Origin of the sequence: Hyphomonas sp. UBA4505 (assembly GCF_002388685.1) — a bacterium.
Taxonomy (GTDB): domain Bacteria; phylum Pseudomonadota; class Alphaproteobacteria; order Caulobacterales; family Hyphomonadaceae; genus Hyphomonas.
Window position 1 is genome coordinate 1 of record NZ_DGMZ01000011.1, and the last position, 23,375, is coordinate 23,375.

Annotated in this window: 36 protein-coding genes; 33 read left to right on the forward strand and 3 right to left on the reverse strand. The window is 58.7% G+C overall.

The features are described from left to right. Positions 1 to 69: 69 nt before the first annotated feature. The gene (locus B3527_RS07170) at positions 70 to 483 is read right to left on the reverse strand and encodes a GtrA family protein (protein WP_290479100.1); all 414 of its coding nucleotides are present in this window, start codon (positions 481 to 483) and stop codon (positions 70 to 72) included. 160 nt (positions 484 to 643) lie between these two features. Between B3527_RS07170 and B3527_RS07175 the strand changes: the two genes are divergently transcribed. From B3527_RS07175 to B3527_RS07320, 30 genes are all read left to right on the forward strand, one after another. Next, positions 644 to 1,393, forward strand: a complete 750-nt coding sequence (locus tag B3527_RS07175) for a sulfotransferase family protein (RefSeq protein WP_290479099.1) — start codon at positions 644 to 646, stop codon at positions 1,391 to 1,393. Positions 1,394 to 1,528: 135 nt separating this feature from the next. Further along, complete coding sequence (locus tag B3527_RS07180) at positions 1,529 to 2,095, forward strand: DUF2059 domain-containing protein (protein ID WP_290479098.1); 567 nt, start codon at positions 1,529 to 1,531, stop codon at positions 2,093 to 2,095. A 217-nt stretch (positions 2,096 to 2,312) separates the two neighbouring features. Then, the gene (gene rpsJ / locus B3527_RS07185) at positions 2,313 to 2,633 is read left to right on the forward strand and encodes a 30S ribosomal protein S10 (RefSeq protein ID WP_027836784.1); all 321 of its coding nucleotides are present in this window, start codon (positions 2,313 to 2,315) and stop codon (positions 2,631 to 2,633) included. Next, positions 2,633 to 3,412, forward strand: coding sequence for a 50S ribosomal protein L3 (gene rplC, locus B3527_RS07190; protein WP_206992492.1), 780 nt, complete (start codon positions 2,633 to 2,635; stop codon positions 3,410 to 3,412). The genes rpsJ and rplC overlap by 1 nt, the downstream gene beginning before the upstream one ends. Continuing rightward, on the forward strand, positions 3,412 to 4,053 hold the full coding sequence (gene rplD, locus B3527_RS07195; protein WP_034814212.1) for a 50S ribosomal protein L4: 642 nt from the start codon (positions 3,412 to 3,414) through the stop codon (positions 4,051 to 4,053). The genes rplC and rplD overlap by 1 nt, the downstream gene beginning before the upstream one ends. Positions 4,054 to 4,055: 2 nt before the next feature. Continuing rightward, a complete protein-coding gene (locus B3527_RS07200) occupies positions 4,056 to 4,355 on the forward strand; it encodes a 50S ribosomal protein L23 (RefSeq protein ID WP_034814211.1) in 300 nt (99 codons plus the stop codon). 18 nt (positions 4,356 to 4,373) lie between these two features. Then, complete coding sequence (rplB, locus tag B3527_RS07205; RefSeq protein WP_034814210.1) at positions 4,374 to 5,204, forward strand: 50S ribosomal protein L2; 831 nt, start codon at positions 4,374 to 4,376, stop codon at positions 5,202 to 5,204. A gap of 15 nt (positions 5,205 to 5,219) precedes the next feature. Continuing rightward, positions 5,220 to 5,498, forward strand: coding sequence for a 30S ribosomal protein S19 (rpsS, locus tag B3527_RS07210; RefSeq protein ID WP_034814209.1), 279 nt, complete (start codon positions 5,220 to 5,222; stop codon positions 5,496 to 5,498). Positions 5,499 to 5,500: 2 nt separating this feature from the next. Next, complete coding sequence (rplV, locus tag B3527_RS07215) at positions 5,501 to 5,890, forward strand: 50S ribosomal protein L22 (protein WP_034814208.1); 390 nt, start codon at positions 5,501 to 5,503, stop codon at positions 5,888 to 5,890. Then, entirely contained in the window at positions 5,890 to 6,627 is a 738-nt protein-coding gene (rpsC, locus tag B3527_RS07220) for a 30S ribosomal protein S3 (protein WP_206992493.1), read from the forward strand. Before rplV ends, rpsC begins: the two co-directional genes overlap by 1 nt. A gap of 3 nt (positions 6,628 to 6,630) precedes the next feature. After that, positions 6,631 to 7,047, forward strand: a complete 417-nt coding sequence (gene rplP, locus B3527_RS07225) for a 50S ribosomal protein L16 (RefSeq protein ID WP_034814206.1) — start codon at positions 6,631 to 6,633, stop codon at positions 7,045 to 7,047. Between the two features lie 2 nt (positions 7,048 to 7,049). After that, positions 7,050 to 7,250, forward strand: coding sequence for a 50S ribosomal protein L29 (gene rpmC / locus B3527_RS07230; RefSeq protein WP_034814205.1), 201 nt, complete (start codon positions 7,050 to 7,052; stop codon positions 7,248 to 7,250). A 10-nt stretch (positions 7,251 to 7,260) separates the two neighbouring features. Beyond that, positions 7,261 to 7,506, forward strand: a complete 246-nt coding sequence (gene rpsQ / locus B3527_RS07235; RefSeq protein WP_034814204.1) for a 30S ribosomal protein S17 — start codon at positions 7,261 to 7,263, stop codon at positions 7,504 to 7,506. Next, positions 7,503 to 7,871 carry a 50S ribosomal protein L14 gene (gene rplN, locus B3527_RS07240; RefSeq protein WP_034814203.1) on the forward strand — a complete coding sequence of 123 codons (369 nt, stop codon included), beginning with the start codon at positions 7,503 to 7,505 and terminating at the stop codon, positions 7,869 to 7,871. The genes rpsQ and rplN overlap by 4 nt, the downstream gene beginning before the upstream one ends. A 1-nt stretch (position 7,872) precedes the next feature. Next, on the forward strand, positions 7,873 to 8,190 hold the full coding sequence (gene rplX, locus B3527_RS07245; RefSeq protein WP_034814202.1) for a 50S ribosomal protein L24: 318 nt from the start codon (positions 7,873 to 7,875) through the stop codon (positions 8,188 to 8,190). Next, entirely contained in the window at positions 8,183 to 8,737 is a 555-nt protein-coding gene (gene rplE / locus B3527_RS07250; RefSeq protein WP_034814200.1) for a 50S ribosomal protein L5, read from the forward strand. The genes rplX and rplE overlap by 8 nt, the downstream gene beginning before the upstream one ends. Positions 8,738 to 8,756: 19 nt before the next feature. Next, positions 8,757 to 9,062 carry a 30S ribosomal protein S14 gene (rpsN, locus tag B3527_RS07255; protein ID WP_034814198.1) on the forward strand — a complete coding sequence of 102 codons (306 nt, stop codon included), beginning with the start codon at positions 8,757 to 8,759 and terminating at the stop codon, positions 9,060 to 9,062. 18 nt (positions 9,063 to 9,080) lie between these two features. Further along, positions 9,081 to 9,476, forward strand: coding sequence for a 30S ribosomal protein S8 (gene rpsH / locus B3527_RS07260; RefSeq protein ID WP_034814196.1), 396 nt, complete (start codon positions 9,081 to 9,083; stop codon positions 9,474 to 9,476). A 10-nt stretch (positions 9,477 to 9,486) separates the two neighbouring features. Continuing rightward, positions 9,487 to 10,098 (forward strand): 50S ribosomal protein L6, encoded by a 612-nt coding sequence (rplF, locus tag B3527_RS07265; protein WP_034814190.1) that lies wholly within the window; start codon positions 9,487 to 9,489, stop codon positions 10,096 to 10,098. A 4-nt stretch (positions 10,099 to 10,102) separates the two neighbouring features. Continuing rightward, a complete protein-coding gene (gene rplR, locus B3527_RS07270) occupies positions 10,103 to 10,465 on the forward strand; it encodes a 50S ribosomal protein L18 (protein WP_206992494.1) in 363 nt (120 codons plus the stop codon). A gap of 11 nt (positions 10,466 to 10,476) precedes the next feature. Beyond that, positions 10,477 to 11,058: a 30S ribosomal protein S5 gene (gene rpsE, locus B3527_RS07275; RefSeq protein WP_034814187.1), complete on the forward strand. Its 582-nt coding sequence runs from the start codon at positions 10,477 to 10,479 to the stop codon at positions 11,056 to 11,058. A 14-nt stretch (positions 11,059 to 11,072) separates the two neighbouring features. Continuing rightward, positions 11,073 to 11,258, forward strand: coding sequence for a 50S ribosomal protein L30 (gene rpmD, locus B3527_RS07280; protein ID WP_034814186.1), 186 nt, complete (start codon positions 11,073 to 11,075; stop codon positions 11,256 to 11,258). Positions 11,259 to 11,299: 41 nt separating this feature from the next. Next, positions 11,300 to 11,779, forward strand: a complete 480-nt coding sequence (gene rplO, locus B3527_RS07285) for a 50S ribosomal protein L15 (RefSeq protein WP_034814184.1) — start codon at positions 11,300 to 11,302, stop codon at positions 11,777 to 11,779. A gap of 89 nt (positions 11,780 to 11,868) precedes the next feature. Further along, positions 11,869 to 13,227, forward strand: coding sequence for a preprotein translocase subunit SecY (gene secY / locus B3527_RS07290; protein WP_206992495.1), 1,359 nt, complete (start codon positions 11,869 to 11,871; stop codon positions 13,225 to 13,227). Then, entirely contained in the window at positions 13,224 to 13,793 is a 570-nt protein-coding gene (locus tag B3527_RS07295; protein WP_034814181.1) for an adenylate kinase, read from the forward strand. Before secY ends, B3527_RS07295 begins: the two co-directional genes overlap by 4 nt. Before the next feature lie 144 nt (positions 13,794 to 13,937). Further along, positions 13,938 to 14,306, forward strand: a complete 369-nt coding sequence (gene rpsM / locus B3527_RS07300; RefSeq protein WP_034814180.1) for a 30S ribosomal protein S13 — start codon at positions 13,938 to 13,940, stop codon at positions 14,304 to 14,306. An 11-nt stretch (positions 14,307 to 14,317) separates the two neighbouring features. Then, a complete protein-coding gene (rpsK, locus tag B3527_RS07305) occupies positions 14,318 to 14,707 on the forward strand; it encodes a 30S ribosomal protein S11 (protein ID WP_034814179.1) in 390 nt (129 codons plus the stop codon). A gap of 60 nt (positions 14,708 to 14,767) precedes the next feature. Next, on the forward strand, positions 14,768 to 15,811 hold the full coding sequence (locus B3527_RS07310; RefSeq protein ID WP_206992497.1) for a DNA-directed RNA polymerase subunit alpha: 1,044 nt from the start codon (positions 14,768 to 14,770) through the stop codon (positions 15,809 to 15,811). A 47-nt stretch (positions 15,812 to 15,858) separates the two neighbouring features. Then, positions 15,859 to 16,281, forward strand: coding sequence for a 50S ribosomal protein L17 (gene rplQ, locus B3527_RS07315; RefSeq protein ID WP_034814177.1), 423 nt, complete (start codon positions 15,859 to 15,861; stop codon positions 16,279 to 16,281). Positions 16,282 to 16,464: 183 nt separating this feature from the next. Next, on the forward strand, positions 16,465 to 17,592 hold the full coding sequence (locus B3527_RS07320) for an iron-containing alcohol dehydrogenase (protein ID WP_156947868.1): 1,128 nt from the start codon (positions 16,465 to 16,467) through the stop codon (positions 17,590 to 17,592). Between the two features lie 35 nt (positions 17,593 to 17,627). Here the strand turns inward: B3527_RS07320 and B3527_RS07325 are convergent, their stop codons facing one another. Next, positions 17,628 to 18,836, reverse strand: a complete 1,209-nt coding sequence (locus tag B3527_RS07325; protein ID WP_290479097.1) for a glycosyltransferase family 2 protein — start codon at positions 18,834 to 18,836, stop codon at positions 17,628 to 17,630. 818 nt (positions 18,837 to 19,654) lie between these two features. Here B3527_RS07325 and B3527_RS07330 point away from each other — a divergent pair. The 3 genes from B3527_RS07330 to B3527_RS07340 all read left to right on the forward strand — a co-directional run bounded on the left by B3527_RS07330 (position 19,655) and on the right by B3527_RS07340 (position 22,912). Beyond that, positions 19,655 to 20,866, forward strand: coding sequence for an RtcB family protein (locus B3527_RS07330; protein WP_290479096.1), 1,212 nt, complete (start codon positions 19,655 to 19,657; stop codon positions 20,864 to 20,866). A gap of 256 nt (positions 20,867 to 21,122) precedes the next feature. Next, the gene (locus B3527_RS07335; RefSeq protein WP_290479095.1) at positions 21,123 to 22,202 is read left to right on the forward strand and encodes a hypothetical protein; all 1,080 of its coding nucleotides are present in this window, start codon (positions 21,123 to 21,125) and stop codon (positions 22,200 to 22,202) included. 113 nt (positions 22,203 to 22,315) lie between these two features. Beyond that, positions 22,316 to 22,912: an HD domain-containing protein gene (locus tag B3527_RS07340; RefSeq protein ID WP_206992502.1), complete on the forward strand. Its 597-nt coding sequence runs from the start codon at positions 22,316 to 22,318 to the stop codon at positions 22,910 to 22,912. Between the two features lie 9 nt (positions 22,913 to 22,921). On the opposite strand, the gene B3527_RS07345 is transcribed toward B3527_RS07340, so the two are convergent. Continuing rightward, positions 22,922 to 23,332 carry a Kazal-type serine protease inhibitor family protein gene (locus B3527_RS07345; protein WP_290479094.1) on the reverse strand — a complete coding sequence of 137 codons (411 nt, stop codon included), beginning with the start codon at positions 23,330 to 23,332 and terminating at the stop codon, positions 22,922 to 22,924. Positions 23,333 to 23,375 lie beyond the last annotated feature (43 nt).

Sequence of the window (23,375 nt, forward strand, 5' to 3'; positions counted from 1 at the left end):
GTAAGCCCTGTTCCCATCAGGCAGTAACGAGAAGGCCGTCCCATAAGGGGCGGCCTTTTTTATCGGGCGTCAGGTGCGGGTGAAGACCCAGTATTTGTTGATCAGGAAATTGACCGTGAGCGATGCGGCCGCGCCCAATCCGAAATAGACGAGCGCCAGAAGCGGACCGGGCGAACGCATCAGTTCCAGTGCGCCGATGATGCCGACACGCACACAGAAGGCTGCGCCGAGCGAGGTCAGGTTGCGAACAAGCCGACCTGACGAAACGGTTGAACTGTCATGCCCGAACGTCCAGAATTCATGGACAAAATAGAAAACCAGCCCGGTCACGGTGAAGGCGATCGCTGCCGACAGGGTAAGGCTGAGCTGGCCGCCAAGCCGCAATGCCATGGTCAGCGCCAGATCCATGCCAAAGGCCGCAATGCTGGCCAAGCCATAGCGGACGGCCGGGCGGCTGAGCAGGGAAGACAGAGGAGGCTTCATCGGGGGCCTTCGGATGAGGGGCAGGTAAGACCGAAGTGTCCGTGAAAAGCGTGAGGCCTTGGTTAAACAAGGTGAATCGCGCATTCACCCTGCAACACTTTGCGACACAAGAACCGCATTCCGGCAAAATCAGGCAAGACACCCGCGCTATTCCGGATGCATGGCAAGACGCATCGATTTCATCATAGCCGGCGTTCAAAAGGCCGGCACCACGTCGCTGGACGCATACTTGCGCCAGCACCCCGATATCTGCATGGCGAAGAAGAAGGAACCCCACTTCTTCGACACGCGCCCGCCAACGGGCATCCGCCCGCTGGACTACTGGCTGTATCATCGCCACTTCGATTGGAAGGCTTGGCGCGACGGGTGCATGCTGGGCGAGGCGACGCCGATCATCAGCTGGTGGAGCGGCGCGCTGGAACGGGTCTGGGTGTATAATCCCGATATCCAGATCATCGTGATCCTGCGCGATCCGGTGGAGCGTGCTTGGTCTCACTATCGCATGGATTGCCGGCTGGGACGCGAAACGCTGCCCTATCCGATTGCGATCCGCCAGGAGCGCGAACGCGCCCGCCGGGCCTTGCCAAATCAGGACCGGGAACGCTCTTACCTGGCGCGCAGCTATTACGCGCCTCAGATCCGGGAGCTGAGGCGGTTGTTTCCGGATGATCAGCTCCTGTTCCTGCGCAGCGAAGACCTCGCAGCCGATCCGCAGCGTGAGCTGGCCACGGTTTGCCAGTTCATGGGTTTGCCTGCGCGCAAATTTGACGTCTCCACCCAGTATAATGCGGCGCCCGAAGCCGACCGGATGAGTTCAGATGACCGGGACTATCTGCGCCGTGTCTTCGCGCACGACGCGGCCGAAACCCGCGCCCTTCTGGGCTGGGACCAAGGCGCATGGAGCGTGTAAGGGCAGGGCTGGCGCCACGCCCTCTTGCCTCATGGGCGAGAGGGGCGGTCCCATGCAAGAACGAAGGAAGTAGCTTTTCATTTCCAGGGCTCCCAGTAGACTTGCGGCCTACTGCATCTGGAAAGCTGACACCTCATGAAACGCCTTCTTCCCGCTATAGTGCTGATCTTACTGTTTGGCGCACCCGTTGCGGCTGATCCCATGGAAGATGCCTACTATATTGTGGAACAGACCGCGACGCGGGATCAATACGAAGGTGCCTTTGCGGCCATGGCCGACCTCATGCTGGGAAATCTTCAGAATGAACTTGCCAAGAATGGTGAAACCATATCCGATGACGCCGCAGACGTGGCCATTCAAATGCTGACAGCCCACATGACAGACGCCTTGCTGGAAGGCATGCGTGAGCCCATAGCAAAGGCCTATGTCTACAATCTTTCTCCTGACGCTTTAGAGGCATATCGTGCGTTCCTGGAAACGCCGGAGGGGCAGGAGATTTCTATGGCTAGCGCTGCGATTATGCGCGAAAGCCTGAAGATAGGCGAACAGGTGGGAGCCAGTATCGCCGGACCCGCTGTGGCGGCCATGCAAGATGACATGAGAAACGAGAATTGGCCTGCTGGAACGCTGAAATCCACCCAATTCGAATTGCGGGCCCTGTTCGATTTGCCACCCGTCTCGGAAATGCCGCCTGAGCGATAGAGACTGAGAGTTTTACCCCTGTGAGTCTTTCTGCATAAAAGCTTCACGACTCAGTTGACGCGGGCCTATCGATCCCATAAACCCCCGACTTCGCCGGGATGGCAGCGCTTTATAGAGCGAACGCTCCCTCGAAACAGACAATTTAATCCCACGCTACGCCCTGGCGCACTTCTGCGCCACGTTGGGGCTAACGTGTTTTGTGCGGACGGACCGAACGATGGAACGACAAAATATCCGGATCAGGCTCAAGGCCTTCGATCACCGCGCCCTCGACATGTCGGCGAAAGAGATTGTGAGCACGGCCAAGCGCACCGGCGCTGAGGTCAAAGGCCCGATCCCGCTGCCGACCCGTATCGAGCGCTTCACCGTGAACCGCTCGCCGCACATCGACAAGAAGTCGCGCGAGCAGTTTGAAATCCGGACCCATAAGCGGATCCTCGACATTGTAGACCCGACCCCGCAGACGGTGGACGCGCTGATGAAGCTCGACCTGTCGTCCGGCGTTGGCATTGAAATCAAACTTGAGGGAGGCCGCTAATGGCTCTGCCAGCACCCCGTTCCGGCGTGCTTGCCCGCAAGGTTGGCATGACACGCGTATTTGACGAGAGCGGCCGCCACGTGCCGGTCACCGTCCTGTCGCTTGATGGCTGCCAGGTTGTTGGCGTGCGCACTGAAGAAGAGCGCGCCGTGAAGACCAAGAAGGGTGGCGACGTCACCCGCACGGACGGCTACCAGGCTGTCATTCTCGGCATCGGCGAAAAGAAAGCCAAGCGCACGTCCAAGGCGCTGCGTGGCCAGTTCGCAAAAGCCGGCGTCGCACCGAAGCGCAAGCTGCGCGAATTTCGCGTCTCTGGCGACCTGCCGGAAGTTGGCGCTGAAGTCCTGGCTGACCATTTCGTTCCGGGTCAGAAAGTTGACATTGCCGGCATCACGATCGGTAAGGGTTTTGCCGGTGCGATGAAGCGCTGGAACTTTGGTGGTCTGCGCGCCACGCACGGTGTGTCCATCTCTCACCGTTCGCACGGTTCGACGGGTATGAACCAGGATCCGGGCCGCGTGTTCAAGAACAAGAAAATGGCCGGTCATTACGGCGTTGAGCGTGTCACCACCCAGAATATGGAAGTGGTACGCACCGACGTTGAGCGCGGCCTCATCCTGGTCAAGGGCGCTGTGCCTGGCCATGACGGCAGCTATGTTGAAGTCCGCGACGCGGTGAAGAAGCCTCTTCCGGCCGACGCACCAGCGGCTGGCTCCTTCAAGGCAGCGAGCGCGGCTGCCGCGCCAGCAGCTGAAGCAACTCAAGAGGGTGCTGAATAATGGAACTCGCAGTCAAAACCCTTGCCGGCAAAGCCGCTGGAAACATCACGGTTGATGATGCCATCTTCGGCATCGAAGACATCCGTGGTGACATCCTGCAGCGCACGGTTCGCTGGCAGCTGGCCAAGCGCCAGGCTGGTACGCACAAGACCCAGACCCGCGGCGAAGTCAGCCGCACCACGAAGAAGTATATCCGCCAGAAAGGTTCCGGCGGCGCGCGTCACGGTTCCCGGAATGCGCCGATCTTTGTTGGTGGTTCTGTTGCGCACGGACCAAAAGTTCGCAGCCACGCTCACGACCTGCCTAAAAAGGTCCGCAAGATGGCTCTGGCTCACGCCCTGTCTTCCAAGGTGAAGGCGGATGCGGTCATCGTGCTGGACGAGGCGATCCTGTCGGCTCCGAAAACGAAAGAGCTGGTCGGTCAGTTCGCGGGTCTCGGTATCGAGAACGCGCTGATCATCTCCGGCACGACCGTGGACGAGAATTTCGCCAAGGCAGCTCGCAACATTCCGAACGTCGACGTGCTGCCGGTTGCTGGCCTGAATGTCTATGACATCCTGCGCCGCAAGAAGCTCGTCATCACCAAGGAAGCGGCCGAAGGCATCAAGGCCCGTTTCGATGGCGCGAAGGAGGCTAAGTAATCATGGCCGACGTAAAAGAACATCACTACGACGTCATCCGTCGCCCACTGATCACCGAGAAATCGACTCTGGTGGCTGAAGACAACAAGATTGTCTTCGAAGTGGCGATCGACGCTGACAAGAAAGCGATCAAGGACGCTGTCGAGGCGCTCTTCAAGGTCGAAGTAACCAAGGTCAACACTCTGGTCCAAAAGGGCAAGACGAAGCGTTTTCGTGGCTATGAAGGTCGTCGCAACGACATGAAAAAAGCCATCGTGACGCTCGCCGAGGGTCAGTCCGTCGACATCACGACGGGCCTCTAGGGGAGAAGGACGAGAAACATGGCACTTAAGACTTTCAATCCAACCTCCCCAGGGCGTCGCCAGCTTGTGCTGGTGGACAAGTCCGACCTTCACAAGGGCAAGCCCGTCAAGGCGCTGACCGAAGGTCTGACCAAGAAGGGTGGACGCAACAATACGGGTCGTATCACGGCTCGCCGCATCGGTGGCGGCGCCAAGAAGCTGTACCGCAAGGTCGACTTCAAGCGTAACCGCTGGGACATGCCGGCAACTGTTGAGCGTCTGGAATACGATCCGAACCGCACAGCCTTCATCGCACTGATCAAGTACGAAGACGGCCAGCTGTCCTACATCATCGCGCCACAGCGCCTTGAAGTCGGTGACACGGTGGTCACGTCCAAGACGGCTGACATCAAGCCGGGTAACACGCTTCCGCTGAAAAGCATTCCGGTCGGTACGATCATTCACAACATCGAGCTGAAGCCCCAGAAGGGCGCGCAGATGGTTCGCTCCGCTGGCACCTATGCCCAGCTGGTCGGTCGTGATGGTGGCTATGCCCAGATCAAGCTGACCTCCGGCGAACTTCGCATGGTGATGGACAGCTGCCTGGCAACCGTCGGCGCCGTGTCCAACCCGGACAACATGAACCAGGTTCTGTCCAAGGCAGGCCGCAAGCGTCACATGGGCAAGCGCCCGTCTGTCCGCGGTGTTGTCATGAACCCGGTCGACCACCCACACGGTGGTGGTGAAGGCAAGTCGTCCGGTGGACGTCACCCAGTGACGCCATGGGGCAAGAAAACACGCGGTCCCAAGACCCGTAAAAACAAGGCAACGGATCGTCTGATCATCCGTCGCCGTAACGCGAAACGCTAAGAGGAGCCGCAAGACATGCCACGTTCTGTCTGGAAAGGCCCGTTCGTAGACGGCTATCTGCTCAAGAAAGCAGAAGAAGCGCGCGCCTCTGAAAAGCGCGTTGTGATCAAGACCTGGTCGCGCCGTTCAACGATCCTGCCTAACTTTGTCGGCCTGAATTTCCAGGTCCACAATGGCAACAAATTCATCCCGGTTTCCGTCTCTGAGGAAATGGTCGGTCACAAGTTCGGCGAGTTCGCGCCAACGCGGTCCTACTATGGCCACGGTGCGGACAAGAAAGCGAAGAGGAAGTAGTCATGGCTAAAGCCAAGAATCCTCCGAAGCAGGCTTCGAATGAATCGCGCGCTGTTCTGCGCATGTACCGTTCAAGCCCGCAGAAGCTGAACCTTCTGGCTCAGCAGATCCGCGGCATGCCGGTCGAGCGTGCGCTGGCTCAGCTGCAGTTCTCGCCGAAGCGTCCTGCCCAGGATGTCCGCAAGCTGCTGCAGAGCGCCATCGCGAACGCCGAGAACAATCACGGCCTCGACATCGACAGCCTCGTCATTGCAGAAGCCCATGTCGGCAAGAACCTTGTGATGAAGCGTATTCGCGCCCGTGCTCGTGGCCGCGCTGCTCGCATCCAGAAGCCATTCTCGCAGATGACCATCATCCTGCGTGACACCTCAGTTGAAGCGGAGGCCGCATAATGGGTCAGAAAGTAAATCCGATCGGCCTGCGTCTGGGCATCAACCGGACGTCTGACAGCCGCTGGTATGCCGATACGGCCGACTTCGGTCGCCTGCTGCACGAAGACATCGCGATCCGCAAGGAAATCCGCAAGCGTCTGAAGCAAGCCGGCATCTCGAAGATCATCATCGAGCGTCCGCACAAGAAATGCCTCATCACGATCCACACGGCACGTCCGGGTCTCGTGATCGGCAAGAAGGGCGGCGACATCGAAGCCCTTCGCAAAGTTCTGTCGAAGATGACGACCGACGAAGTTCGCGTGAACCTGGTCGAAATCCGCAAGCCGGAAATCGATGCCACACTGATCGCCGACGACATTGCTCGCCAGCTTGAGCGCCGTGCCTCGTTCCGTCGCACCATGAAGCGGGCCATCCAGTCCGCCATGCGTCTCGGCGCTGACGGTGTGAAGATCATGGTGTCCGGTCGTCTTGGCGGCGCAGAGATTGCGCGGACCGAGAAGTATGCAGAAGGCTCCGTGCCGCTGCACACGCTGCGCGCCGACATTGATTACGGCACTGCAGAAGCGGCCACCACTTACGGCATCATCGGCATCAAGGTCTGGGTCTACAAAGGCGAGATCATGGAGCACGACCCGATGGCTCAGGACAAGCGTCTGGAATCTTCCGGCCAGTCCCGTGCACGTGCCAATGCAAACCAGCGCGGACCGGCCACCGGCGCGCAAGCCTCCGGAGCGTAAGAGATGCGTCAACCGAAGCGAACCAAATTCCGTAAGGCCTTCAAGGGCCAGATCCGGGGCAATGCCAAGGGCGGTTCATCGCTGGCATTCGGCGAGTTTGGCCTGAAGGCTCTCGAGCCGGAACGGGTCACAGCGCGCCAGATCGAGGCAACCCGTCGGGCTGTCACGCGTCACATGAAGCGTCAGGGCAAAGTGTGGATCCGTGTATTCCCGGACCTGCCAGTGTCGGCAAAGCCGATTGAAGTCCGGATGGGTAAAGGTAAAGGCTCTGTCGACCGTTGGGTCGCCCGTGTCGCACCTGGCCGCATCCTGTTCGAAATCGACGGCGTGTCTGAGGATGTCGCACGCGAGGCCCTGCGCCTCGGCGCTGCGAAGCTTCCGATCAAGACGAAAGTCGTCAAGCGGATTGAGGGTATCTGATCATGAAAGCCCAAGATGTAAGAACGAAAAGCCTCGACCAGCTCAAGGATGAGCTCGTCAAGCTGAAGAAAGAGCAGTTCAACCTGCGTTTCCAGACGGCCACCGGCCAACTGGAGAAAACGGCCCGAGTGAAGGAGGTCCGCCGCGATATTGCACGCGTCAAGACGATCCTTCGCGAAAAAGCCGAAGCAGGTCAGGCGTAGGAGAGAGATCATGCCAAAGCGTATTATGGAAGGCGTCGTGGTCTCTGCCAAGCAGAACAAGACCGCAATCGTCCGTGTAGAGCGGACCTTCACACACTCTGTGATGAAGAAGATTGTTCGCCGCTCTAAGAAGTATCACGCCCATGACGAAGCCAATGCGGCTGTCGAGGGTCAAATCGTAACGATCCAGGAGTGCGTTCCGCATTCCAAACTGAAACGCTGGGAACTTGTGACCGGCGGGGAAGGTGACGCATGATCCAGATGCAATCAAACCTTCGCGTCGCCGACAATTCCGGCGCGCGCCGCGTTCAGTGCATCAAGGTGCTGGGTGGCGCAGGCCGCCGGTATGCATCGGTTGGTGACGTGATCGTGGTGTCCATCAAGGAAGCAATTCCTACGGGCCGCGTGAAGAAGGGTGACGTCCGCAAGGCTGTCGTCGTTCGCGTGGCAAAGGACATCAACCGCCCGGATGGCACGACCATTCGTTTCGACTCAAACGCTGCCGTTCTCATCAATACCAATGGTGAGCCAATCGGCACTCGTGTGTTTGGCCCGGTCCCGCGTGAACTGCGCGGCAAGAACCAGGTCAAGATCGCGAACATGGCCCCGGAGGTCTTGTAAGATGGCTGCTAAGATCAAAAAAGGCGACTCCGTTGTCGTGATCGCAGGCCGCGACAAAGGTACCAAAGGCGAAGTGCTGAAAGTGCTGGTCGACGAGGATCGCGTTGTTGTGCGCGGTGTGAACGTCGTCAAGAAGCACCAGAAGCCGAGCCAGATGGACCCCGGTGGTCTGAAGTCTTTCGAAGCACCGATCCACGTTTCCAACGTGGCTCATGCCGATCCGCGCGACGGAAAAGCAGTGCGTGTTGGTTTCAAAACTGATGAGCATGGCCGCAAGACGCGCTTTGCCAAACGCTCAGGGGAGTCCATCGATGTCTAAGGCATACGAACCCCGTCTCAAGACGAAGTACCGTGAAGAGATCCGGGCCAAGCTGCAGGAGCAGTTCAAGTATTCGAACCCGATGAAGGTTCCGAAACTGGACAAGGTCGTGATCAATATGGGTGTCGGCGAAGCTGTCTCCGACTCCAAGAAGATCAAGGCTGCCCTGGCCGAGCTCGAACTGATCGCAGGCCAAAAGCCTGTTGCCACCAAGGCACGCAAGTCGATCGCTGGCTTCAAGCTGCGCGAAGGCATGCTGATCGGTGCGAAAGTGACCCTGCGCCGTGAGCGCATGTACGAGTTCCTTGACCGGCTCACCAATATTGCGCTGCCGCGCGTGAAGGATTTCCGTGGACTGAACGGAAAGAGCTTCGACGGCATGGGCAATTACGCCATGGGCCTCAAAGAACACATCGTTTTCCCGGAGATCAATTACGATCAGGTGGAAGATATTCGCGGTATGGACATCATCGTCTGCACCACGGCTGAAACCAACGAAGAAGCCAAGGCACTCCTCGCCGAGTGTGGCTTCCCGTTCCGGAACTAGCGCCAGGAGATCTGCTGATATGGCAAAGAAGAGCGCAATCGAGAAGAACAAGAAGCGTCAGAAGCTTGTCGAAAAGTACGCTGCAAAGCGTGCCGAGCTGAAGGCCGTCGCCATGAATGAGGACCTTTCACTGGAAGAGCGCTTCAAGGCACGTCTCAAGCTTGCTGAACTTCCACGTAACTCGGCCCCAAACCGTGTGCGTAATCGCTGTGAAGTAACCGGGCGTCCGCGCGGCTACTATCGCAAACTCAAAATGTCGCGGATCGCGCTGCGTGAGCTTGGCTCAAACGGTCAGATCCCCGGTCTCGTGAAGTCCAGCTGGTAAGAGAGGAGGATATCAAAGATGAACATTTCTGATCCCCTCGGAGATATGCTGACACGCATCCGCAACGCTCAGATGCGCGGCATGTCTAAAGTCGTCACGCCGTCTTCGAAACTTCGTATTCGCGTCCTGGAGGTTCTCATCAATGAGGGCTTCATCCGCGGCTACACCGAAGTTGAAAAAGACGGTCACAAGAATATTGATATCGAGCTGAAGTACTATGAAGGTCAGCCAGTGATTTCGGAGATCAAACGTGTCTCCAAGCCAGGTCGCCGGGTGTATTCTTCTGTCTCCGACATTCCGCTGGTGCGCAATGGTCTGGGCATTTCGATCCTTTCGACTTCGAAAGGCGTTATGTCTGACAATTCTGCCCGCAGCGAGAATGTAGGCGGCGAAGTGCTCTGCCGCGTATTCTAGGAGAGCTATCATGTCACGTATTGGTAAACTCCCGATCGAAGTTCCGAATGGCACGACCGTTTCGGTCGAAGGTCAGACGATCAAGGCAAAAGGCTCCAAGGGTGAGCTTTCGCTGGTCCTGTCTGAGCTGATCACGCCAAAGCTCGAGAACAACGAGCTGACCGTTTCGCCGCGCGAAGATCTCGTGCAGGCTGCAAATGACCGTATCGAGGCTGAAAAGGCTCGGGGTCGTCGCCTGCCAACCTTCGCTGAAGCCCTTGATTCCAAAGCCCGTACGCAGTGGGGCACCGCTCGTGCCCGCGCCGCGAACATGGTCGAAGGCGTTTCGAATGGTTATTCGAAGACGCTGGAACTGGTTGGCGTTGGTTATCGTGCCCAAATGCAGGGTACCGATCTCAAGCTCGCACTCGGCTTCTCGCACGATGTGATCTTCAAGGCTCCGGACGGCATCAAGCTGGAAGCGCCGAAGCCAACCGAGATCATCGTCTCTGGTGCAGACAAACAGTCTGTTGGCCAGGTTGCTGCCGAACTCCGCGAATTCCGTCCGCCTGAGCCATACAAAGGCAAGGGTATCCGTTATCAGGGCGAATATGTCCGCCGCAAGGAAGGCAAGAAGAAGTAAGCCCATGAAAAGCTCACGCGATAAGATGCTGCGCCGCGCCCAGCGGGTTCGTACCAAGCTCCGCAAGGTTGCTGAGGGTCGTCCACGCCTGTCGGTTGCGCGCAGCCACAAGAATATCTCCGCCCAGATCATCGATGACGAAAAAGGCATTACGCTCGCTTCGGCTTCGACGCTGGAAAAGGATGTGCTCGGCTCGGCCAAGACCGGTGGTGACGCCGCTGCGGCTGCCCTCGTCGGCAAGACGCTCGCAGAGCGCGCGAAAGAAGCAGGCGTCGAAGACGTCGTCTTTGATCGTGGCGGTTACATGTTCCACGGCCGGGTGAAAGCCCTGGCAGACGCCGCCCGTGAGGGCGGTCTCAAATTCTAAGGAGAGGCCCTATGGCTGAAGAAAGAGGAAGAGGCCGCCGGAATCGCGATCGCGACGAGGAGCAGTCCGACATCGTCGACAAGCTGGTTGGTATCAACCGCGTCGCGAAGACGGTCAAAGGCGGTAAGAATTTCGGTTTTGCAGCCCTGGTTGTCGTTGGTGACCAGAAGGGCCGCGCAGGGTTCGGCAAGGGTAAAGCCCGCGAAGTGCCTGAAGCGATCCGCAAAGCCACAGAAGAAGCCAAGCGCAACATGGTTCGCGTGCCGCTTCGCGAAGGTCGCACTCTGCATCATGATGGCCGTGGCCGTCACGGCGCAGGCAAGGTTGTGCTGCGTGCAGCGCCTCCAGGTACCGGCGTGATCGCAGGTGGTCCGATGCGTGCTGTCATGGAAGTTCTGGGTGTTCAGGACGTGGTCGGCAAGTCGATCGGTTCCTCCAACCCTTACAACATGGTGCGTGCAACGTTTGATGCGCTTAAAGAGCAGAACAGCCCGCGGACCGTTGCGTCCAAGCGTGGCCTGAAGGTTCAGGATGTCGTCGGTCGCCGCAATGATGGCGCGTCCGAAGCCGGCATGGCTGACGCGACGAACTAGGGAAGGGCACGAAAATGGCTAAAAGCAAAGTCACTGTCCGCCAGGTTGGCAGCCCGATTGGCCGTCGTCCTGAGCAGCGCCAGACCCTGATGGGGCTGGGCCTGAACAAGGTCGGCCGCACCAAGGAACTCGAAGATACGCCGTCCGTGCGGGGCATGATCCGCAAGGTGGCTCACCTGGTTGAGGTGGTTGGCGAGTAATCGCCACCATTCGCAGCCGCACGATATCGAAAGATAGACCGATGAAACTGAACGAATTGTCTCCCGCTGAGGGCTCAACAAAGAACCGCCTGCGCGTTGGCCGCGGCGTCGGCTCTGGCAAGGGCAAGACGGCTGGTCGCGGTGTCAAAGGCCAAAAGGCTCGTTCCGGCGTTGCCGTGAATGGCTTTGAAGGCGGCCAGATGCCGATCTACATGCGTCTGCCAAAGCGCGGCTTTACGGCGCGTAACTCCAAGTCCCATGCCTGGGTGAACCTTGGCCGTCTCGGCAAGGCGATTGCCGCTGGCAAGCTGGATGCCAAGGATGTGACCGAAGAGTCGCTGGTGGCCGCTGGTCTGGTTCGCAATGTGCGCGATGGCGTGCGTCTGCTTGCCAAAGGTGACGCACCAAAGAATCTGAATATCACTGTGACAGGCGCCTCGAAGGCAGCTATTGAAGCTGTTGAGAAGGCTGGCGGTAAAGTCACCGTCACGGGGCCGGCTAAAGAGACTGCTGACGAATAATCGGCGGTTTTTACCGGTAACCCCTTCACAAATACTGTTTCGCCGCCGATTTAGGCGGCGAACGCTTTTTCAGGGAGGTCAAGCGGCCCATGGCGAATGCTGCCGAACAAATGGCTCGGAACATGAATTTCCGGAGCTTTGCAAAAGCCAAGGACCTGCAGAGCCGGATCCTGTTTACTCTCGGGATTTTGATCCTCTACCGGCTCGGGACGTTCATCCCGCTGCCGGGACTCGACCCGCAGCAATACGCCCAATTCTTCGAGAGCCAGTCCGATGGCTTGCTTGGCAACATGAACATGTTTGCCGGCGGCGCGGTGGAACGTATGGGTGTGTTCGCCCTGAACGTGATGCCTTACATCACGGCCTCGATCATCATCCAGATGCTGACCGCGACCTCTCCAACGCTTGAGAAGTTGAAGAAGGAAGGCGAGTCCGGTCGCAAGCAGATCAACCAGTATACGCGTTACCTCACACTGGGATTCGCGCTGGTCCAGTCCTTTGCAATTGCTGGCGGCCTTGCCGCTGTGCGCATTGAGGGCATCTCGTCCTGGTTCTTCATCCTGACCGGCGTTGTGACGCTGACCGGCGGCACGATGCTGCTGATGTGGATGGGTGAGCAGATCACGGCGCGCGGCATCGGCAACGGTATCTCGCTGATCATCTTCGCGGGCATTATCGCTGAAATGCCAAAGGCGATCTTCAACCTGATCTCGCAGGCGCGCACGACCTCTGTGAACGTGGCGTTTGTGGTGGCGATTGCGGCCATGGTGATCGCGCTGGTTGTCTTTATCGTCTTCATGGAGCGCTCGCAAAGGCGGCTGCTGATCCAGTATCCGAAGCGACAGCAGGCCCACGGTGTTGCCCAGGGCCAGAAGAGCTTCCTGCCGCTCAAGATCAACACGTCTGGTGTTATCCCGCCAATCTTCGCCTCTGCGCTGCTGATGCTGCCGCTGACGGCGGTGGGCTTCCTGGGTGGCAATCCGGCCGATGCCGAAGCCTCCGGCGCTGTGAGTGGCGTTCTGGGCTGGCTGGCGACGCATTTCGCGCCGGGCTCTTGGACCTACATCACGTCTTACGGGGCGATGGTGATCTTCTTTGCCTTCTTCTATACCTCCATCATGTTCAATCCGGAAGAGACGGCGGACAATCTGCGCAAGTATGGCGGATTTATTCCCGGTATCCGTCCTGGCTCGAACACGGCGGCCTATATCGACTATGTTTTGACCCGACTGACGACCATTGGGGCCCTGTACCTGATGTTCGTCTGTATCCTTCCTGAACTCCTGCGGCGATATTTCCCAGAGATACCTTTCTATATTGGCGGTACTTCTCTTCTGATCGTTGTATCTGTTACGATGGATACAGTGACACAGATTCAGTCGCATTTGATCGCGCACCAGTATGAGGGCATGATCAAGAAGTCGAAACTCGGGGGTCGTAAGAGATGAACCTAATTCTGTTCGGGCCGCCAGCGGCCGGAAAAGGCACGCAGGCGAAACGCCTGGTCGAAGAGCGGGGGTTCGTTCAACTCTCTACCGGTGACATGCTGCGCGCGGCGCGCGCGTCTGGCTCCGAGCTCGGCGAAAGAGTTGCCCAGATCATGGATGAAGGCAGCCTCGTTTCCGACGAGATCGTCATCGCCCTGATCGACGAGCAATTGGAAGTTCAGGCCGGCGCGCCGGGATTCATCTTTGATGGTTTCCCACGCACAGTCGGTCAGGCTGAAGCGCTGGATCGTCTACTCGAATCCCGCGGTGAAGCCGTCAATCGCGTGATCCGCATCCTTGTCGATGATGACAAGCTGCTGTCACGTGTCACCAAGCGGTTCGAAGAACAGGGCCGCAAGGATGACAATCCCGAGACGTTCTCGAAACGCCTCGAAAAATACTACGAAGATACAGCGCCTCTGGTGCCTATTTATGCCGAGCGTGGTATCCTCGTGGAAGTCGACGGAATGGGCTCAATCGAGGCGGTTGCAACCGCAATCGACGCGGCCCTGAAAGAGACGGCGTAAAGGTGGGATTCCGCGGTTGACGCGTTAATTTCCATCGTTATAAGCCTCGTTTCTTAGCTTTAGGCTTAATCGCCGGCGCGCAGGACGGATGTTTCCGCCTTGGCGCGCTCTTTATGTATGAACAGTCCGCTTAGGAGATCGGCCTTGGCCCGTATTGCAGGCGTTAACATCCCGACCAACAAGCGCGTGGAAATCGCGCTGCGGTACATTCATGGCATCGGCCCATCCATGGCCCGTGAGATCATCGAGAAGGTTGGCGTTGAGTCGACCCGTCGCGTGAACGAGCTGACGGATGCCGAAGTCATCAAGATTCGTGAAACGATCGATGCCGACTATCTCGTCGAAGGTGATCTTCGCCGCGATACGTCGATGAACATCAAGCGCCTGATGGATCTCGGTTCTTACCGTGGCCTGCGTCACCGCCGTAAACTGCCGGTTCGCGGTCAGCGTACGCACACCAACGCCCGTACCCGCAAGGGCCCGGCTAAGCCGATCGCCGGCAAGAAGAAATAGGATAGTCTTCAATGGCTCGTGAAACGACCCGCGTCCGCAAGAGAGAGCGCAAGAACATCACCTCTGGTGTTGTTCACGTGAACTCCAGCTTCAACAACACCATGGTCACCATCACGGATGCCCAGGGCAACACGATTTCGTGGTCGTCCTCCGGCATGATGGGCTTCAAGGGCTCGCGCAAGTCGACGCCTTACGCAGCCCAGATGGCGGCAGAAGATGCCGCAAAGAAGGCCATGGATCACGGTATGCAGACTGTTGAAGTCAGCGTGCGTGGACCAGGTTCGGGCCGCGAGAGCGCACTGCGCGCTCTTCAGGCTGCTGGCCTGACCGTTACGGCTATCACAGACACGACGCCAATTCCGCACAACGGATGCCGCCCACCAAAGCGCCGCCGCGTCTAGTTCGTATTTATTGGCGGCATAATTTCATGTCGCCTGACCCATTCTGAGGATCCGTCGCCCATGGCAGACATCGAACCCACCAACGTCAACGACCGTAACTGGAAAGTGCTGATCCGCCCGAACCGTCCTGTCGTCCAGGCCGGATACGATGCCAAGCGCAAAGCCAAGCTCGTCATTGAGCCGCTGGAGCGTGGCTATGGTACGACTCTCGGCAACGCGCTGCGTCGCGTTCTGCTGTCGTCCCTGCAAGGTGCTGCGATCATCGGCGTTCAGATCGACAATGTCGTTCACGAATTCTCTGCGATCCAGGGTGTTCGCGAAGACGTCACGACGATCGTGCTGAACCTGAAGCAGGTTGCGATCTTCATGGAGAGCGACACGCCAAAGCGCATGGTGCTGAAGGCGAAAGGTCCGGGCGAAGTCAAAGCCGGCCAGATCGAAACCTCCGGTGACACCAAGATCCTGAACCCGGATCTCGTGATCTGTACTCTGGATGATGGCGCTGAAGTGCGCATGGAATTCACCGTTGCGACCGGCAAGGGCTATGTCCCGGCCGAGGCGCACCGTCCGGAAGATGCCCCAATCGGTTATATTCCGATTGACGCGATTTACAGCCCGGTCCGCCGCGTTGGCTATCAGGTCGAAGACACCCGTGAGGGTACTGTTCTCGACTATGACAAACTGACCCTCGACATCGAGACAGACGGGTCTGTCACGCCGGAAGATTCCGTGGCCTATGCCGCGCGTATCCTGCAGGATCAGCTGCAACTGTTCATCAACTTCGAAGAGCCGACCGTGGAAACGGGCGCACAGACAGAAGAAACCGATCTCGGCTTCAACCCTGTCCTGCTCAAGAAAGTCGACGAACTTGAACTGTCCGTTCGCTCGGCAAACTGCCTGAAGAACGACAACATTGTTTACATTGGTGACCTCATCCAGAAGTCCGAAGCAGAGATGCTGCGCACGCCGAACTTCGGCCGCAAATCCCTGAACGAGATCAAGGAAGTCCTCGCCGGTCTTGGCCTGCACCTCGGCATGGAAGTGCCGGATTGGCCGCCGGAAGACATTGAAGGCCTCGCCAAGAAATACGACGACCACCTCTAGCCCACTGAGTAATCGGGGGCCTGACCACCTCCTTAAGGAACACGACAATGCGCCATCGCCTTGGATACCGTAAACTGAACAAGACGACATCGCACCGCAAGGCGATGTTCGCGAACATGGCTGCCAGCCTCATCGAGCATGAGCAGATCGTGACCACCCTTCCGAAGGCGAAGGAAATGGCTCCGCTCATGGACAAGCTGGTGACCCTCGCCAAGAAGGGCGACCTGAACGCACGCCGTCAGGCCCTTTCGAAGGTCCGTGACGAAGCGGCTGTCCGCAAGCTGTTCGACGTGATGGGCGAGCGCTACAAGGACCGTAATGGCGGCTATACCCGCGTTCTGAAAGCTGGCTTCCGCCATGGCGACAACGCACCTGTTGCCGTTCTGGAACTGGTCGACCGTGACGAGAGCGCCAAGGGTGCTGCGGATCGTGCACGTCACGAAGCCGAAATGGAGTCGATGGAAGGCTAGTCTTTCCTCGCTGTATTCGAATTGTTTCAGGAGCCCCGGACCGCTGGTCCGGGGTTTCTTGCGTTTGGGCAAAGGGTTTCCGCGTGTACGACATGACAGACCGTGCGATTTTCGGGCAATCTGCGACATTTACTGTTCAGGCCCGATTGGCGTAAGCCTGTAGTGAAAATGGGAGAAAGACCGATGGGATTCAGCTTCAAGACGCCGCCGCACATCCTGTTCGAACGGGGCAGTGCTGCCCAACTAGGCAAGCTGGTCAGTGATCGCATGAAACGCCCGGTCTTCGTGACGGACCAGGGCGTTATCGCAGCCGGCTTGGTGGAGGGCGCGCTGGAAAGCCTGCGCGATGCGGGTCTTGAAGTGTTTGTCTATGACAAGGTCGTTGCCGACCCGCCCGCTGCCACGATCCGCGATGCGGTCGCTGCGGCTCGCGAACATGGCGCCGATGGCGTGATCGGGCTGGGCGGAGGCTCGTCACTGGATACCGCAAAGCTGATTGCCGTGCTGATGGATTCCGGGCAATCGCTGGAAGACGTCTACGGCGTCGGCAATGTGAAAGGCTCGCGCCCACCGCTGGTGCTGTTACCAACGACAGCAGGGACCGGGTCAGAGGTCACCGCGATCTCCATCGTCACGTCAGATGACATGAAGAAGATCGGAGTCGTGTCAGACCAGTTGTTTGCTGATCTCGCCATTGTCGATCCGATGCTGACGCTGACCGCGCCGCGCGGTGTGACGGCGGCAACCGGGATCGATGCGATGGTTCATGCCATCGAATCCTATACGTCAAAGCTGTTGCGCAATCCGGTCTCGGGTGCACTTGCCAAGGAAGGCCTGCGCCTGCTGGCCGGGAATCTGTTGCGCGCATGTGAGCACCCGGATGATATCGAAGCGCGCGAGGCCATGTGCATCGGAGCAACGCTCGCCGGGCAGGCCTTCAGCAATGCGCCGGTCGCGGCCGTTCATGCGATGGCCTATCCGCTGGGCGCGCTGTTCCATGTGCCGCATGGTGTGTCGAATGCGCTGATGCTCTCGCCGGTCTTGCGGTTCAATGCGGTCGTCGCCGCCAAGGACTATGCGGATCTCGGTCCCGTCGTTGGCGTGGCCCAGGACGCGAGTGCCTTTATCGACCATATGGTGGAGCTGTGCGCGAAAAGCGGCACGCCCCTGAAGCTGACCGAGGTTGGCGTCAATCACAATGACTTGCCAAAAATGGCTGAGGATGCGGTCAAGAATGAGCGCCTGATGAAGAACAACCCCCGTCTTGTCACGTATGACGATGCGCTGGCGCTCTATGAAGAAGTGCTCTGAGATGGATTCGTGGGATCACTGACCCGGTTCCACACCTACTTGCCGGGCGATTTATGTGGCTCTGTCAGAAGGTCGTCCGGATACCAGGGGGAATCAGTTGGCCGGGAATTATGAAAGGCTGACGAGGTCAGCGTGATATAGAGCTGGAGCAGTCGCGAGGCCTTGCGGGGGTGGCCGCTTGTCAACTCATCCCGGATACGCCACCGAAAACCGGTCGCGAGTTCGCCAATGAGTTCAGCGCCGTTACGGGACAGGCCAGCGACATCCCGCAAGCCCTGACCAATCACATGATCGTCCAGCAATTCCTGGATACCATATTTCGACTGGCTCCCTCGCCGGGCGATTGCACGTTCTGCCGGAGTCAGATCGATATCCATCAGGAGCGCCGCATTCGCGAAGTCCCGCATGGCATGATCCCACAATTTCTTGCGTGCCATGATGGCGCCTCGTTGAATCAGCGCCTGACGCTTACTGGGGGTGCCGACAACACTCTCGCCCCGCGGCAGGAATTCGTCGAGCGCCCAGGTCTCGTAGATGCGCTTGAAGATGATCTGGTCATGCTGGATCCAGCGACGCACGAGTTCCGAGGCTGGAAATCTGTTCGCGCCTGAGCCGCGATCCCCATCATGCTGGCGCTGGTGGAAGACGATGGCGGGGCAGGCGACGCTGGTGCTGATCCGCGCTGCGCGGAGAATATAGTCATAATCGACCGAGCGCTTGAGCCCGGTATCGAACGGGCCAGTCGCATCCAGCAGCGTCTTTTGGAACAGCATGCCAGACTGGTGTGTGAACATGTCTTCCATCGTGGCGATCAGGAAGTCACGTGGGTGACACTCCCGCCAGTAGCCGGTGTCCTGCCAGACTCGCTCGCCGCCATTTGCGGGGTCGGTGAACCGGTCATGGCGTCCATAGCTGAAGCCAGCGGACGGGTTGGCGTCGAGCGCAGCCCCCAGTTTTTGGAGGGCGTCCGGGCAGGCGATGTCGTCATCGTCAACAACCCAGAGCCGGGTGCCGGTCATCAGCGTCATGGCCAGATTGATGGCCGCGGACTTGCCCTGGTTTTCAGTGCGCACATAGCGCACCTGCGGGTAGCGCGCTGCGACGTCCGGCGTGTTGTCGGTCGATCCATCATCTATCAGGATGACTTCATCCGGCTGTACGGTCTGGGCAAAAACGGACTTCAGGGAATCCGCAAGAAGAGACGCTCTGTTGCAGGTCGGAATGACTACCGAGGTCGATTGCATTCCAACAGGGTCCCGTTCTGGTGTTCACGCTACGCTGGCGAAAAGACCGCCAAGAAAAAGTAATTTGATTGCAAGGATAGCGCTTCTGCTTTTCCAATTCATTACTTGAACCTCTAAGACTAGCACGAAATACGTAAAATCCCGTCAGGATCAGCTGCAATAGTCGCGAAAAAGCGCATGTTTCATGTTTTGTCGGAATGCCCTGGCGGGGCCAAAGAAAGCGTCATCAAGGCCTGTTAATCGAGCGGGGAGTTCCAGACACCCCTGAGAGGCGAATTGATGACCTCGGATATTCAGGCGCAGATTGCGCCGGATAAGGTTTTCACGATCGCCGGACTTCATGACATACCTGTTTCAGCAAGGCATGATCATTGGCGGTATCGGCATCATCGGCAACGGAATAGACCACGCGGCGAGATTTTTTCCGGTTGTCCGCCAAAGTGTATAGAGCCTTGTCGCACAAGGCGGATTCGGAAAAATTAGACAGGCTTCGGATGATCTTCGTTCGGGGCTTTTCCAGTTTTTGGTTGACGCCTCGTATTCTCACGATCATAAGGCGCGCTCATTCCAGCCCGAGGACGGACCCATGAAACGGCCAAACTCAAATTTCCAGGCATATGAACGCACCCTACAACTGGGTTGCGCATGCTGCCGCATGGAGGTTGCTGGATAGGGCTGATCATCAGCCCGGGGACCGTTTTTCGGTCTTATGCCGCCCTCCGCGCGTTTTCGCCCGGAGGGTTTTTTTGTCTTTCGAACCCGATGGAGACGCGTGGAGGGCTTGTCAGGAGGAGCTTCGTGAAACGAAGCTGAGACCAATGAGTGAATTTGAAGTGATCGAAACCCGCGCCGGCGGACGTATCAAGGCCTGGGTAAAGGGTGTGCCTGTAGAACCACAAGCCCGTACACAGCTTGAGAATGTTGCAGGCTTGCCGTTCATTCACAGCCACCTTGCCGTGATGCCCGATGTCCACTTCGGGCGCGGCGCAACGGTCGGCTCGGTCATTCCCACCAAGGGGGCGATCATCCCGGCGGCGGTCGGAGTCGATCTTGGCTGTGGGATGATGGCCATCCGGACGAGCCTGACGGCAAATGACTTGCCTGATAGCTTGTCGGCCATCCGTAGTGAGATCGAACGCAAGGTGCCTGTGGGAAATGGGCGCGGTGGCAGCCACAAGGAAACTCCGGCGCGTGCAGCCACGGCGCTTCGGGCCTCCGGCATGGCGGAGCGGCTCGACGTGATCCTGAAGAAGCACAAGCGCATCCAGCGGACGGCCTTCGCCAAACAGCTGGGGACGCTTGGCGGCGGGAACCATTTCATCGAACTGTGTCTCGATGAAGTGGACCGTGTTTGGGTCATGCTGCACTCGGGATCGCGCGGGACCGGGAACATTCTTGGCACCTACTTTATCCGGGAGGCGCGTGAGGCACTGGAGCGGCGCGTGCTGGGCTATCATGTCCCGGACAAGGATCTCGCCTTCTTTGTTGAAGGAGAAGACCTGTTCGACGACTATACCTATGCGGTCAGCTGGGCGCAGGACTATGCTCGCCTGAACCGCGAGGTGATGATGGACCGTGTCCTGTTTGCCTTGCGTGAGCATTTTCCGGCCTTCTCGCTGGAGAAGGAGGCGGTGAACTGCCACCACAATTATGTGGAGCGGGAACACCATTTCGGGGCGGACATCTGGGTGACCCGCAAGGGGGCCGTCCGTGCCGGGAAGGACGAACTGGGGATCATTCCCGGTTCAATGGGGGCGAAATCCTTCATTGTTCGCGGAAAGGGCAATGTCGACTCCTTCTGCTCGTGCTCGCACGGGGCAGGCCGTGCCATGAGCCGGACTGAAGCCAAGCGGCGGTTCTCGGTCGAGGACCACCGGGCGGCAACGGATGGCGTCGAATGCCGGAAAGATTCCAGCGTGATTGACGAAACGCCAATGGCCTACAAGGACATCGACGCAGTCATGGCGGCGCAGACTGATCTGGTGGAGGTGGTTCACACGTTGAAACAAATCGTTTGCGTCAAAGGTTGACACATTGTCGCGCTTTGGATTATGCGCCCAATTCCTGTCAGGCCGTTCGTGCGTTTACGGAAGGCTTGGCAGACCAACCGAAAGAAACAAGATGAAGCTGAGTTGTAACACGACAAACAGCTCCTTGCAGATGCGGGGAGCGCTATCAGCGGCTCCCGCGCATTGGCCGGTCGCCTCCTGATATAATCACAGATTGAGTTTCGATAGTCCGTTTCTGAAGAGTTCAGTTGTCGGAAGATGTGAAAGGAGGTGGATCATGGGCGCGCCCATGACCCGTGCTGGTGTCTTGCTGTTTGGCAAGCCGTCGGCAGCGACGCCATTGTTGGGCTATATTGCCGGCCCCCACGCAGAGCGGATTGCTCGTTTCTGGCCTGTGCCGCATGCCGGGTTCCTGACCCTGCCGTCGGCACGGCGCCATGCGGCGGCAATTCTGCTGGAGCGGCGTTGGAGCAGCACCAGCGATGATGGCATGGATATCGTGCGAGTGGTGGAACGCGCCCGCGACGCCGAGCTTGCGCGTATCCTGATGAGCGGCGATGCGCCGGGCGGCCTGATGAAGGCACTCGGCCGGATGGGTGAACAATTGTGGGAGGTGGGTGACTATGCCAACTTCCTCAGCCTGTTTGCAGATCCTGAAGCGGTGAAAGTCTTGCGGCACATGCCGCAGATTCGAGCAGATCGTCTGGGCGTGATCGTGGCGGTGCCGGAAGCCTTGCGGGTTCCGGGTATCGTGGCGAACTTGCCCGAAACGCCCCAAGCTGTGGAAGACCTTGCCGCAGCCTACCAGCTCGCACGGCTAATCCACGGGGCGAGCGGAGCGTCTCGTCTGGTCCAGCGTTGGGAGCGTGCAAACAGCCCGTTAGTCCTGTTCGACATGGCCGCCGAAGCTCTGCAGCCGGTCGAGTTTGGACGGGTGCTGGCTCCACCCGCCCTGCCGGACTGGTTCGAACCGGTCCGGACCCGAAAGGCGCTGAACGAGATGGCGTTGGAGTTCCGCAATTGCTTGCGAGACTTTGCCGCCGACCTCGCCATGGGCCGGATGGCGGTTTACGCGGTTCGCAAATCGTCCAGCCCGCCGGTGGCTCTGGCCTTGCGCCAGGATGTGGCCGGCTGGAGACTGGCCGAGGCGTTGCTGAAGGGCAATGACGATCTGAGTGACGCGCATTTGCGTCAGCTGATCGATGTGCTCACCGCGGTTGGTGTCAGGACCGGGGAATCCGCCTGGGCCTTGTCCCAGCGGTTGCACGATCATGTCTGTCCGGATTGCGGGCCTGCGCATGTGCCACCGCGCACTACCTGGCGCCAGCGTTTGGCACTTGGCTCTCTCTGGGACTGAGTGCAGGCCAGCATCGGATAGAGGCGTCCTCGAAGCTTATGGCTTCGGGGGCGTTTCCATTTGTGACGCGGGCGTCATCGGTGTATTCTGCCTGAAAATATCAGGAGGAAAGCATGGCCGACGGACACGACATGGGCGAACGCGCGAAGTTTCGCGAAATGCTGGAAGGCACCAAGGATGATTGGGATATCATCGTTGAGCATTCCAAGAGCTTCAACAAGGGGCTCGCCAAGCGCGTGATCGACCATCTGCGCCTGCTCGATGGCGATTATGGTGGCTTCCCGATCGACCGGTTGGAACATTCCATCCAGACCGCGACCCGCGCGCATCGCGACGGCCGCGACGAGGAATATGTGGTCTGCGCGCTGCTTCACGATATTGGCGACACGCTGGGCAGCTACAATCATCCGGATGTGGCCGCCGCGATCCTGAAGCCGTTCGTGTCAGAGGCCAATCTCTGGATGGTGGCCAATCATGGCGCGTTCCAGGGCTATTACTTCTTCCACCATATCGGGCTGGACCGGAATCTGCGGGAGCATTTCAAGGACAGTCCGCATTACGAATATTGCGCGCAGTTCTGCCATCTCTACGACCAAGCCGCGTTCGATCCGGACTATGAGAGCGAGCCGCTGGAATTCTTCATCCCGATGGTCGAGCGCGTCTTCTCGAAGCCGGTAAATTCCATGTATCTCAAGGCGATGCAGGAATAGTCTGAGGTATTACTCCTCAGACGTTTCCAGCATGCAGGGGCCTTCGCTGGCGATGCTTGTCATCGCGGCGTGGGCTTCGCACTTGTTGCCATAGGTCTTCCCGTCACAGCCGCAGACCGGGCGATATTCGCGCGTGCACATCGAGCGGACTTCGGTGCAGACGCCGGCCGCATCTGCGATGTTGCGGCAGGCCCCGTCATCCATTTTGCAGAACAAGCCATCTTCGCACGCAACGGCCGCTATGCCGCCACAGGTCTCTCCGACTCCGGCGGTCAGAGGCAGAGCAGGCGTGTCATCTGGCGCTTCTGGAGCGGGGGGCGGAGCCTCCGCTTCAACCGGCGGCAGGTCTTCCGGGGGCTTCTCGAACCAGGCACAGCCGGTGAGGAGCGTGATAGACAAAACAAGAGCGATGAGGCGCATGATGATCTCCCTGTTTACAGGAAGTACCTGCGCCCCAATCGCA

Bases quoted from the DNA above. Each gene is read 5' to 3' on its own strand.
- B3527_RS07170 (WP_290479100.1), bottom strand. From the start codon at position 483: ATGAAGCCTCCTCTGTCTTCCCTGCTCAGCCGCCCGGCCGTCCGCTAT.
- B3527_RS07175 (WP_290479099.1), top strand. From the start codon at position 644: ATGGCAAGACGCATCGATTTCATCATAGCCGGCGTTCAAAAGGCCGGC.
- B3527_RS07180 (WP_290479098.1), top strand. From the start codon at position 1,529: ATGAAACGCCTTCTTCCCGCTATAGTGCTGATCTTACTGTTTGGCGCA.
- rpsJ (WP_027836784.1), top strand. From the start codon at position 2,313: ATGGAACGACAAAATATCCGGATCAGGCTCAAGGCCTTCGATCACCGC.
- rplC (WP_206992492.1), top strand. From the start codon at position 2,633: ATGGCTCTGCCAGCACCCCGTTCCGGCGTGCTTGCCCGCAAGGTTGGC.
- rplD (WP_034814212.1), top strand. From the start codon at position 3,412: ATGGAACTCGCAGTCAAAACCCTTGCCGGCAAAGCCGCTGGAAACATC.
- B3527_RS07200 (WP_034814211.1), top strand. From the start codon at position 4,056: ATGGCCGACGTAAAAGAACATCACTACGACGTCATCCGTCGCCCACTG.
- rplB (WP_034814210.1), top strand. From the start codon at position 4,374: ATGGCACTTAAGACTTTCAATCCAACCTCCCCAGGGCGTCGCCAGCTT.
- rpsS (WP_034814209.1), top strand. From the start codon at position 5,220: ATGCCACGTTCTGTCTGGAAAGGCCCGTTCGTAGACGGCTATCTGCTC.
- rplV (WP_034814208.1), top strand. From the start codon at position 5,501: ATGGCTAAAGCCAAGAATCCTCCGAAGCAGGCTTCGAATGAATCGCGC.
- rpsC (WP_206992493.1), top strand. From the start codon at position 5,890: ATGGGTCAGAAAGTAAATCCGATCGGCCTGCGTCTGGGCATCAACCGG.
- rplP (WP_034814206.1), top strand. From the start codon at position 6,631: ATGCGTCAACCGAAGCGAACCAAATTCCGTAAGGCCTTCAAGGGCCAG.
- rpmC (WP_034814205.1), top strand. From the start codon at position 7,050: ATGAAAGCCCAAGATGTAAGAACGAAAAGCCTCGACCAGCTCAAGGAT.
- rpsQ (WP_034814204.1), top strand. From the start codon at position 7,261: ATGCCAAAGCGTATTATGGAAGGCGTCGTGGTCTCTGCCAAGCAGAAC.
- rplN (WP_034814203.1), top strand. From the start codon at position 7,503: ATGATCCAGATGCAATCAAACCTTCGCGTCGCCGACAATTCCGGCGCG.
- rplX (WP_034814202.1), top strand. From the start codon at position 7,873: ATGGCTGCTAAGATCAAAAAAGGCGACTCCGTTGTCGTGATCGCAGGC.
- rplE (WP_034814200.1), top strand. From the start codon at position 8,183: ATGTCTAAGGCATACGAACCCCGTCTCAAGACGAAGTACCGTGAAGAG.
- rpsN (WP_034814198.1), top strand. From the start codon at position 8,757: ATGGCAAAGAAGAGCGCAATCGAGAAGAACAAGAAGCGTCAGAAGCTT.
- rpsH (WP_034814196.1), top strand. From the start codon at position 9,081: ATGAACATTTCTGATCCCCTCGGAGATATGCTGACACGCATCCGCAAC.
- rplF (WP_034814190.1), top strand. From the start codon at position 9,487: ATGTCACGTATTGGTAAACTCCCGATCGAAGTTCCGAATGGCACGACC.
- rplR (WP_206992494.1), top strand. From the start codon at position 10,103: ATGAAAAGCTCACGCGATAAGATGCTGCGCCGCGCCCAGCGGGTTCGT.
- rpsE (WP_034814187.1), top strand. From the start codon at position 10,477: ATGGCTGAAGAAAGAGGAAGAGGCCGCCGGAATCGCGATCGCGACGAG.
- rpmD (WP_034814186.1), top strand. From the start codon at position 11,073: ATGGCTAAAAGCAAAGTCACTGTCCGCCAGGTTGGCAGCCCGATTGGC.
- rplO (WP_034814184.1), top strand. From the start codon at position 11,300: ATGAAACTGAACGAATTGTCTCCCGCTGAGGGCTCAACAAAGAACCGC.
- secY (WP_206992495.1), top strand. From the start codon at position 11,869: ATGGCGAATGCTGCCGAACAAATGGCTCGGAACATGAATTTCCGGAGC.
- B3527_RS07295 (WP_034814181.1), top strand. From the start codon at position 13,224: ATGAACCTAATTCTGTTCGGGCCGCCAGCGGCCGGAAAAGGCACGCAG.
- rpsK (WP_034814179.1), top strand. From the start codon at position 14,318: ATGGCTCGTGAAACGACCCGCGTCCGCAAGAGAGAGCGCAAGAACATC.
- B3527_RS07310 (WP_206992497.1), top strand. From the start codon at position 14,768: ATGGCAGACATCGAACCCACCAACGTCAACGACCGTAACTGGAAAGTG.
- rplQ (WP_034814177.1), top strand. From the start codon at position 15,859: ATGCGCCATCGCCTTGGATACCGTAAACTGAACAAGACGACATCGCAC.
- B3527_RS07320 (WP_156947868.1), top strand. From the start codon at position 16,465: ATGGGATTCAGCTTCAAGACGCCGCCGCACATCCTGTTCGAACGGGGC.
- B3527_RS07325 (WP_290479097.1), bottom strand. From the start codon at position 18,836: ATGCAATCGACCTCGGTAGTCATTCCGACCTGCAACAGAGCGTCTCTT.
- B3527_RS07330 (WP_290479096.1), top strand. From the start codon at position 19,655: ATGAGTGAATTTGAAGTGATCGAAACCCGCGCCGGCGGACGTATCAAG.
- B3527_RS07335 (WP_290479095.1), top strand. From the start codon at position 21,123: ATGGGCGCGCCCATGACCCGTGCTGGTGTCTTGCTGTTTGGCAAGCCG.
- B3527_RS07340 (WP_206992502.1), top strand. From the start codon at position 22,316: ATGGCCGACGGACACGACATGGGCGAACGCGCGAAGTTTCGCGAAATG.
- B3527_RS07345 (WP_290479094.1), bottom strand. From the start codon at position 23,332: ATGCGCCTCATCGCTCTTGTTTTGTCTATCACGCTCCTCACCGGCTGT.